This window comes from Calditrichota bacterium (genome assembly GCA_013151735.1).
In the GTDB taxonomy this organism is placed as follows: domain Bacteria; phylum Zhuqueibacterota; class JdFR-76; order JdFR-76; family BMS3Abin05; genus BMS3Abin05.
The window spans coordinates 1-7,848 of the sequence record JAADHR010000223.1; the positions used below are offsets into that span (position 1 = coordinate 1).

General features: G+C 49.3%; 9 protein-coding genes. All 9 read right to left on the reverse strand.

The features are described from left to right. Positions 1–279, reverse strand: a 279-nt coding sequence (locus tag GXO76_15965; protein ID NOY79349.1) for a nucleotidyl transferase AbiEii/AbiGii toxin family protein, incomplete at its 3' end; no start/stop codon positions are given. Next, on the reverse strand, positions 266–850 hold the full coding sequence (locus GXO76_15970; GenBank protein ID NOY79350.1) for a hypothetical protein: 585 nt from the start codon (positions 848–850) through the stop codon (positions 266–268). The genes GXO76_15970 and GXO76_15965, both read right to left, overlap by 14 nt. Before the next feature lie 293 nt (positions 851–1,143). Continuing rightward, positions 1,144–1,302, reverse strand: a complete 159-nt coding sequence (locus GXO76_15975; GenBank protein NOY79351.1) for a hypothetical protein — start codon at positions 1,300–1,302, stop codon at positions 1,144–1,146. Positions 1,303–1,895: 593 nt separating this feature from the next. Further along, on the reverse strand, positions 1,896–2,345 hold the full coding sequence (locus GXO76_15980) for an arsenate reductase ArsC (protein ID NOY79352.1): 450 nt from the start codon (positions 2,343–2,345) through the stop codon (positions 1,896–1,898). Between the two features lie 459 nt (positions 2,346–2,804). Then, positions 2,805–3,743, reverse strand: coding sequence for an N-acetyltransferase (locus tag GXO76_15985; GenBank protein NOY79353.1), 939 nt, complete (start codon positions 3,741–3,743; stop codon positions 2,805–2,807). Between the two features lie 5 nt (positions 3,744–3,748). Next, a complete protein-coding gene (locus GXO76_15990) occupies positions 3,749–4,936 on the reverse strand; it encodes an acetylornithine/succinylornithine family transaminase (protein NOY79354.1) in 1,188 nt (395 codons plus the stop codon). Positions 4,937–4,938: 2 nt separating this feature from the next. Beyond that, complete coding sequence (gene argB / locus GXO76_15995) at positions 4,939–5,718, reverse strand: acetylglutamate kinase (GenBank protein ID NOY79355.1); 780 nt, start codon at positions 5,716–5,718, stop codon at positions 4,939–4,941. Positions 5,719–5,728: 10 nt separating this feature from the next. Beyond that, positions 5,729–6,754, reverse strand: coding sequence for an N-acetyl-gamma-glutamyl-phosphate reductase (locus GXO76_16000; protein ID NOY79356.1), 1,026 nt, complete (start codon positions 6,752–6,754; stop codon positions 5,729–5,731). Beyond that, positions 6,747–7,848 (reverse strand): argininosuccinate lyase (argH, locus tag GXO76_16005; GenBank protein ID NOY79357.1); only part of this gene is annotated, 1,102 nt, incomplete at its 5' end. The genes GXO76_16000 and argH, both read right to left, overlap by 8 nt.

A 7,848-nucleotide genomic window follows, 5' to 3' on the forward strand; every position in this document is an offset into this window, starting at 1 on the left:
ATGGAGAGAGCGGATTTCGAATAAAAGGGTGAAATGCTTAATTTGCGCATCGGTCAGTTCGTAGTATTTCGCAAGAGCTTCCTGTATCCGGGTAAAAAGTGTGGCGTCGGAAATATTTTTTTGTTTCCAAAAATCAAGATCGGCGGAAAAGCGTTTCATTTCATGACAGAGTCGAAGCATGGTGCCGCCGCCAAAGATCAGGGCAGGCAAAATTCTGGCGCTTTGTAACCTTTCCAGAACCTCCATTTCAAAAACTTCATGCTTTTCAAGAAGGGTCATAGTGCCTCAATAATTCTTTTGTTTTCGGAGGAAAGGATTTGACGAACTGATCAAGCTTTTGCCGGTCCAATTTGTCAAAATCGATAGCCGCCATATCCAGACGATATCGTCCGTTCGACATCAGGTAAAGCGCATCCAACAAGGCTTTTTCTGGCTCGGCTATGAAGAAGCCGCGCATTCTGACAAACCCAAAGTAGAGGTTGCGCTTGATCTTTACGTATCTGAAAAATGTTTCTTGAATTTCAACTTGCTGACTTCTCTTAATCGCAATGGATTCGATAAAATCCTGTTGCATCTGCGTGCTAATTTGATAATAATCAAGCGCCGTAAGCAAAGAAATATAGGAGGGGACCTGAATCAGGTTCGCTAATACAAATTTTTGCTCCTGAGGCATGTTAGCCCAGTTTTCTGGCAAGACGTAAAGATTGCGTTTGATGCGAATGAGCAATCGGCCCTTTACGTAACGCGTGGCTGCCACCCTTGCAGAAGCGGGGGAGATCTTCAATGCTCGGGCAATGTCTTCATACCCAAAGTAAAGTTTTGGAATGGTTCTGAGCTGCAGTATTTTCATAAAATACACCTTATTAACAATTATGTTAATTAAATATATTTCAAAAAGACCAAGATTTCAACCATTTTGACTGCTATAAGAACAAAAAGGCCAAATTTGTGTAGGATTTGAGAAGCCACCAAGGTACAGATAATTGCCGCCTGCGAAACACACGAAAAAAGAAAAAAACAAAACGAAAAGCATACCGAGAAGGTGCTGGGGGCACCAAACCGGTCGTCGAGTAGTGCGGCACGGCCCCTGAGCCGAGTCGAAGGGGCGCACGTACCGAAACGATTTCATGGAAAAAGATTATACTACGGCCTTGGTACAATCCGCTGTTCCTTCGACAGGCTCAGGAACCATCCTTCGACAAGCTCGGGAACCGTCCTTCGACTGTGTTCGGGGATCGGACATACGTACCGAAGCTGCCACCGCTCCCTGAGCGGAGTCGAAGGGAGCGCACGACGAAGCAATCTCACAATTGCTTTCAATAAAAAATTGGATTTTATTCAACCCCGTTGGGGTTGTAAAAAAACTGTCGGACGATTAGTCCTACAAATGTTCAACACCTTCGTCGTTGTTTTTGTTGAGCCGCAAAATCTTGCGGCTCTACAGGGTGCAAACGCAAAAAACAGATTTTTCATTTCTAAAAATATTATCCAGAAAAATCAAATATTCCAGACAGGGTTAAACAAATATAGGGGTGATCTGTAGGGGCGATTCATGAATCGCCCTTACGATCTGCGAGGGCGCAGGGGAAATTCCAAATCACAATTATTCAATGACCAAAACGGAATAGTCTCTCAACAACGCCGGAGGCGTTGAACGTTTGTAGAAAACAGCAGGCAACGAATTCTCCCCAACCCCAGAAGGGGTTGAACCGTTCAATTGATTAGCCTTGCGAAGGTTTTTTAATATGCGATGTTTGTACTCAAACGTAAATATTATTCTCTAGCGGTGTAATATTGTGGAATCATAACCTTCGCAAGGTTGCTTTTTTATCAGGGTGATTCGTGAATCGCCCCCACACCAATCATTCGCGCATTCGCGGCTGGTCCTTTTACGATCAATTCAATTTAATGGAGGTATTTTTTTGAGGTGGCAGCGAAATCTGTTCATCCAAAAAGTTCTGAACCCAGTTCCGAATTTCATCCCGAACCGCCCTGAAAACGGCCAGAATGTCTTCGTCCGTTCCGGTCGCTTCTGCGGGATCGAGGAAACTGTGGTGGATGGTTTGCCCGGCACCCGGGAAAAAAGGGCACTCTTCTTTGGCTTTGTCACACACCGTGATGACAAAATCGAAGGGCTCACCGTAAAATTCCCGGATGGATTTTGACCGGTGGTGGGAAATATCGATTCCGGCCTCTGCCATGGCCCGAATGGCAAACGGGTTGACTGTTGTGGGATGTGTACCGGCGCTTTTAACCTCGACCTTTCCCTTTCCCAGTACCCTGAAAAACCCCTCCGCCATTTGGGAGCGGGCCGAATTTCCGGTACAAATCACTAAAATTTTCATTGGATTGAATCCTCGCAGATGTTGAGGAAAAAGAATCAAAGATATCTGGATTTCTGCTCCAAATTCCCTGCACTTCTAAGATGCCCAGGATTTTTCGGAACTTGAAGTAAATATAATCTATCGTGAGTGCGAATTCCAATGATAATGACTCGCAATAAAGAAATGATATTCGTTTTAAAAAGAGGTTCTACTGGAATTTTTATGGGAATTATTTTAGCGGTGTAACGTTTCATTTAACAGGTATTGGGTAGAATCCGTCCATTTCTGACCCTCCCTCCGGCCTCCTCCCTGAGATCAGGGAGGGGGAGTCAGGGGGTGGGTTCAAAAGGCAGGGTTCTATTTCCAAAAAAGAGTGTCTTTTCCACAAAAATTCCAGTAGAACCACATTTTTATTTCAAATTTTAAATCCGCCTTCGGCCGAGTGCTCCGTTTTCCGAAGGCGGAGCAATAAATAGAAAATTACACCTCCCGGATCATGGCCACCTCGTCGCAGCCCATGAATTTTTTGCAGTGCATGCAGTCCTTCCAGATTTTGGGAGGCAGGGTTTCTTTCGGGATTTTGTGGAAGCCCATTTTTTCGAAAAAATTTACCTGCCGGGTGAGTGCAAATATCTTGGGCAATTGAAGCTGTTGTGCCCGGTGAATAATATGGCGAATGAGCTGCTGACCCATTCCCAGTCCCCGCAGTTCTTCCTTAATCCCGACGGAGGCCACTTCCGCGAGGTCATTCCACATCACCTGCAGGGCCGCACAGCCCGTCACGGTACCGTCTCTCTCAACGACCGCGTAATTGCGAATATTCTGCTGGATAAAAACCAGCGATTTGGGCAGCATTTCTCCGTGGAGAGCGTAGTAGTTAATGATCTCCCAGATTCCCCTGGCGTCGGCCAGTGTGGCATCCCGGACAACCAAATCCTGTGCTGCCGGATGGGAGGTTTCGGTTTGGTTCAGCTCCCGGACGCAGAGGTTCTGCGGGTTCACCGCGATTTTGAATTCCGTAACCGTTTCAATCAATTCGAGAACAGTGCTTCGCTCAGAGTTCTCGATCGTGCAAAAGCCAAAGTCCTTTAGCATATCATTTAAAGGCGCATCGGTTACGATTTTTTGAATACCAACTCGTTTGGCCGTATCGATTTGAAAATGAATAAAATCCCGGAATTTTTTGGTTTTGATTACCTCATCTTCCAGACCAAACAGGTGAAGCCAGGCATATTTGGCATTCAAAATTCGCAAAACGCCAATCACGGGAGCGTACCCGTTGGGAGTCGTCAGCGTAAAATCGGGGATGCGAGCGTAGAAGTCCAAGCCACTTCTGAAGGGGTCGGTCTGCTGCTGAACGTATTGATTGACAAATGGCAAAAGATATTGAATGTCGTTCATGGTCGCCTGGCGAATCATGGGTACTAAACTCCTTTCGTTTTAAAAATGTGATTCAAAATTGAAATAGCCTCATCCACCTGCTCTTTCTCAATAATGAGCGGGGGAAGGAATCGAAGAACATTGCTGCCCGCACGGGCCACTAAAAGCTTGTTTTCAAAGGCATCCTGTACCAAATCCAGAACGGGACTGTCCACTTCCAGCCCCTTCATCAATCCCATGCCCTTGACCCGCGTGATAAAGGGATAGGTTGACGTTAGTGCCTGCAGTTGCTCATCAAAATAACCGGCGATGGCATTTACGTGGCTGAGGAATGCATCGGAACTCAAGAAGGCAAATGTCTGTTTTGCCACGTGTGCAATAAAGGGGTTTCCGCCAAAGGTGGAGCCGTGGTCGCCCGCGTGAATCACATCTGCAAATTCGGGTTTCACCAGTGCCGCACTAATGGGAAAACCGGCACCCAGCGCCTTGGCCGTGGTCAAAATGTCCGGCTCGATTCCGTAATGTTGATAGGCGTAAAGTTTCCCGGATCGTGAAACGCCGCACTGGATTTCGTCGAAAATCAGGGCAACGTTGGCCTGCCGGGTTTTGTCCCGTAATGCGGACAGAAATTCCGGCGTGGCGGGCGTAATACCGCCTTCGCCCTGAATGGGCTCCACGATGGCACAGCAGAAGTCTGTAAAATCAATGGAATCCAAAGCCGCAGGATCATTAAAAGGGAGAAAAACCACACCCGCGATCAGCGGTTCAAAGGGTTCCCGATATTTGGCCGTGTAGGTAGCCGACACAGCACCCATTGTTCGGCCGTGGAACGAGTGCTCAAATGCCAAAATCTTTGTGCGTGCCGGTTGAAACTGCTTGCCCCACTTGCGGGAAATTTTCAAAGCCGTCTCAACGGCTTCGGAACCGCTGTTCACAAAAAATACGCGGCTTTCAAAGGTTTTGGACACCAGGAGTTCGGCCAGTTCAATTTGAGCCTGGGTAAAATAGAGATTCGATGTGTGAATCACCTTTTTTGCCGCCGCTTCAATTCCATCTTGAATAATCGGATGATTGTACCCCAGGGCGTTTACACCAATTCCTGCGATAAAATCCAGATAACGGGTGCCGTCCAGATCAAACAGATAGGCTCCTTCGCCGTGATCGAACACCACGGGGGGGCGTTTGTACGTATTGAGCAAAAACCGATCGGCTTTTTCGATCCAATCCTGCATGGTCAATCCTTTCCCAATTTTGTAAACTCAATCTTTTTTTGTTCCAGTAGATTTTCCAGCGTGCGGGCACCCTGCCAGGTCGAAATTAAAATCGTTTCCACGCCGGTGTTCAGGGTTTGAAATCCTTTTTCCAGTTTGGGAATCATTCCCGAGTGAATATCGCCAGTAGCGATTCCTTCCCGAAGCGTCTCAGGAGTGAGTTTCAGGACTGTTTTTCCATTCAAGAAAATCCCCGGCACATCTGACAAGAAAATCAGGGTATTCGCTTTGAGATGGGCCGCCAAGGCGTACGCAGCGGAATCGGCATTTACATTGAGCGCATTTCCTTCGGCGTCGGCAGCAACCGGTGAAATCACCGGAAGGATGTCCGTTTGCCAGAGCGCAAAAAGAATGTCCGGTTGAACCGCCGTAACGTCGCCGACGCGGTTGTTGGCCGGATCGTCCGGGTGCAAGGGCTTTGCCTGAAGCAGGCCGGCATCGGTTCCGCTAATGCCAGCGGTCGGAATACCAAGAGCCGTTAATTTTCGGGCCAGATATTTATTGACCTGACCGGAAAGCGCCATTTCCACGAGATCGATGGAGGTGTCGTTTGTGACACGCAGTCCGTCGATGAAGGAACTTTCCTTCCCGAAAGCGTCAAACAGTTTTGAAATCATCGGTCCGCCGCCGTGAAGAATGGCGATGTTCCACTGCCGGAGATTTTTAACGGACTCTGCCAGTTCGCTTAAAACATTCGTTTTACTTAAAAGGCTTCCGCCGATTTTTAGGATAAGTTCGGGCATTAGGATTTCCTTAAAACAACCCCGTTGTTTCATCTAAGTTAAATAAAATATTCATATTTTGAACCGCCTGACCGGAGGCACCTTTTAAGAGATTGTCAAATGAATTGACCACAATCAGCACGTCCGTTTCACGGTCGTAAACCGCTCCGATGAAGCACAGATTGGTTCCGGCGGCCATCCGAATGGCGGGCAGTCGATCCTCTAAAATCCGAACAAAGGGTTCGCCGTGGTAAAACTCCCTTAAAATTTGCAGGATGTTTTTTTGATCTTTGACTGCCGGGCGGTCGATGTAAATGGTTTCCAGAATACCGCGGGTGAGCGGAACCAGCTGCGGAACAAACACGACGGGAATGCTCCTGTGCCCTGCGGCCTGCAGTTCCTGTTCGATTTCACCGATGTGCCGGTGCGTGTGCCCCGCGTTGTAGGGGGTAAGATTTTCATTCGCCTCCACAAAATGCGTGGGTTGCGACAGCTTTTTCCCCGCGCCGGAAACGCCGGATTTGGCATCGATGAAAATTTTGTCCGGCTGAATGGCTCCGGCCTTTATAAGGGGAATGAGGCTAAGCAGTGCACCCGTCGGATAGCAGCCGGGATTGGCCACGAGATCGGCGCCAGCAATTTGTTCCCGGTAGATTTCCGAAAGCCCGTACACCGCCTCTTTGAGATTTCGCGCATCTTGATGCGGCAGGTGGTACCAGTCTTCGTAAACCTCCGGTGAGCGAAGTCGGTAGTCACCGCTTAAATCAACAACTTTGGCTCCTGAAGCCAGGATACCCGGCGCCCATTTCTGGGATTCACCGTGGGGCGTACACAAAAATACGACATCGGCTGATGGGAAAAGGGCGGCGTCCGGCGGCACGAAATCCTGTGAAAAATGGGCCGGGAGATCCGGAAAATAGTCTGACACACGCGTGCCGGTTTCGCTTTCGGACGTGATAAAGGCCACGTCCACGTTCGGGTGACGCAGCAATAATTTGAGCAATTCATGGGCGGTGTAGCCGGTTCCGCCGACAATTCCCACGTGTATTTTAGTCATTTTGGTTTTTTTGTTCCTCAGTCTTGTGATTCAACAGCTTTTTTGCTTCCCGGAGAGCGGCATCCACGGCCTGCGGACCGGTTCCTCCCGGAAGGTTCCGTCGTTCCAGACTGTGCCCGATCGTGAGCCAATCGAAAACATCCTTTTCAAACAGGGGGGAATAGGAGCGAAAATCCTCCAGTGAAAGATCCGTGAGATTTTTCCCGCTTTCCACACAGTTGTGCACAAGGGTTCCAATCACGCGATGGGCCTCCCGAAACGGCAGCCCCTTTTCCGTCAGGTAATCTGCCAAATCCGTTGCCAGCGTGAACGGGTGGACAACGCTGCGCATGGCCTCGGCGTTAAAAACAGCCGTTTTCAGGAGTCCCCGGAAAATACGGAGAGTCGGGAGCGCGTTGTCCAGAATGCCAAACAGGTGGATTTTGTCCTCCTGAAGATCACGGTTGTACGTCAGGGGCAGCCCTTTTTCCAGAGACAGCAGGGCGGTAAAGTGACCGATGTTTGTGGCGGCCTTTCCACGAATGAGTTCCAGGGAATCGGGATTTTTCTTCTGCGGCATCATGCTGCTGCCGGTGGAGTAGGCATCGGACAGGGTCAGAAATCCGAATTCCCGGGTACTCCACAGAATGAAATCTTCGGCGTAACGGCTGAGTGTAACGCTGAGCTGCGTCAGGATTCCCGCGAATTCCGTCATGACATCCCGGTGGCTGACGGCATCCAGGCTGTTGGCGCTGATTTTCCCGAAACCCAGTTCCCGGGCCAGAAACCGGCGGTCCAGCGGGAAGGCCGAACCGGCCAGTGCCCCGCTTCCCAGAGGCAGCACATCCAGACGAGCCAAATTTTCCGACAGCCGCTCAGCGGTTCGCTGGAGCGCCCAGAAGATCGAAAGCAGGTAATGCGACAGGAGAATCGGTTGCGCCTGCTGAAGGTGAGTGAGTCCCGGAAGAACAGTCGTCCGGTGATTTTCAGCCCGGGTTACAACGACCTCTTGAAGCTGCCGAATCCACTTTCCGGCCTCCTGATTTTTTTCTTTCAGATACAAAAACACGTCGGTCATCACCTGATCATTTCGGCTGCGGCCGGTGTGAATTTTG

Excerpts from the sequence above, each read along its gene's own strand:
- GXO76_15970 (NOY79350.1), bottom strand. The coding sequence starts at position 850 with ATGAAAATACTGCAGCTCAGAACCATTCCAAAACTTTACTTTGGGTAT.
- GXO76_15980 (NOY79352.1), bottom strand. The coding sequence starts at position 2,345 with ATGAAAATTTTAGTGATTTGTACCGGAAATTCGGCCCGCTCCCAAATG.
- GXO76_15985 (NOY79353.1), bottom strand. The coding sequence starts at position 3,743 with ATGATTCGCCAGGCGACCATGAACGACATTCAATATCTTTTGCCATTT.
- GXO76_15990 (NOY79354.1), bottom strand. The coding sequence starts at position 4,936 with ATGCAGGATTGGATCGAAAAAGCCGATCGGTTTTTGCTCAATACGTAC.
- argB (NOY79355.1), bottom strand. The coding sequence starts at position 5,718 with ATGCCCGAACTTATCCTAAAAATCGGCGGAAGCCTTTTAAGTAAAACG.
- GXO76_16000 (NOY79356.1), bottom strand. The coding sequence starts at position 6,754 with ATGACTAAAATACACGTGGGAATTGTCGGCGGAACCGGCTACACCGCC.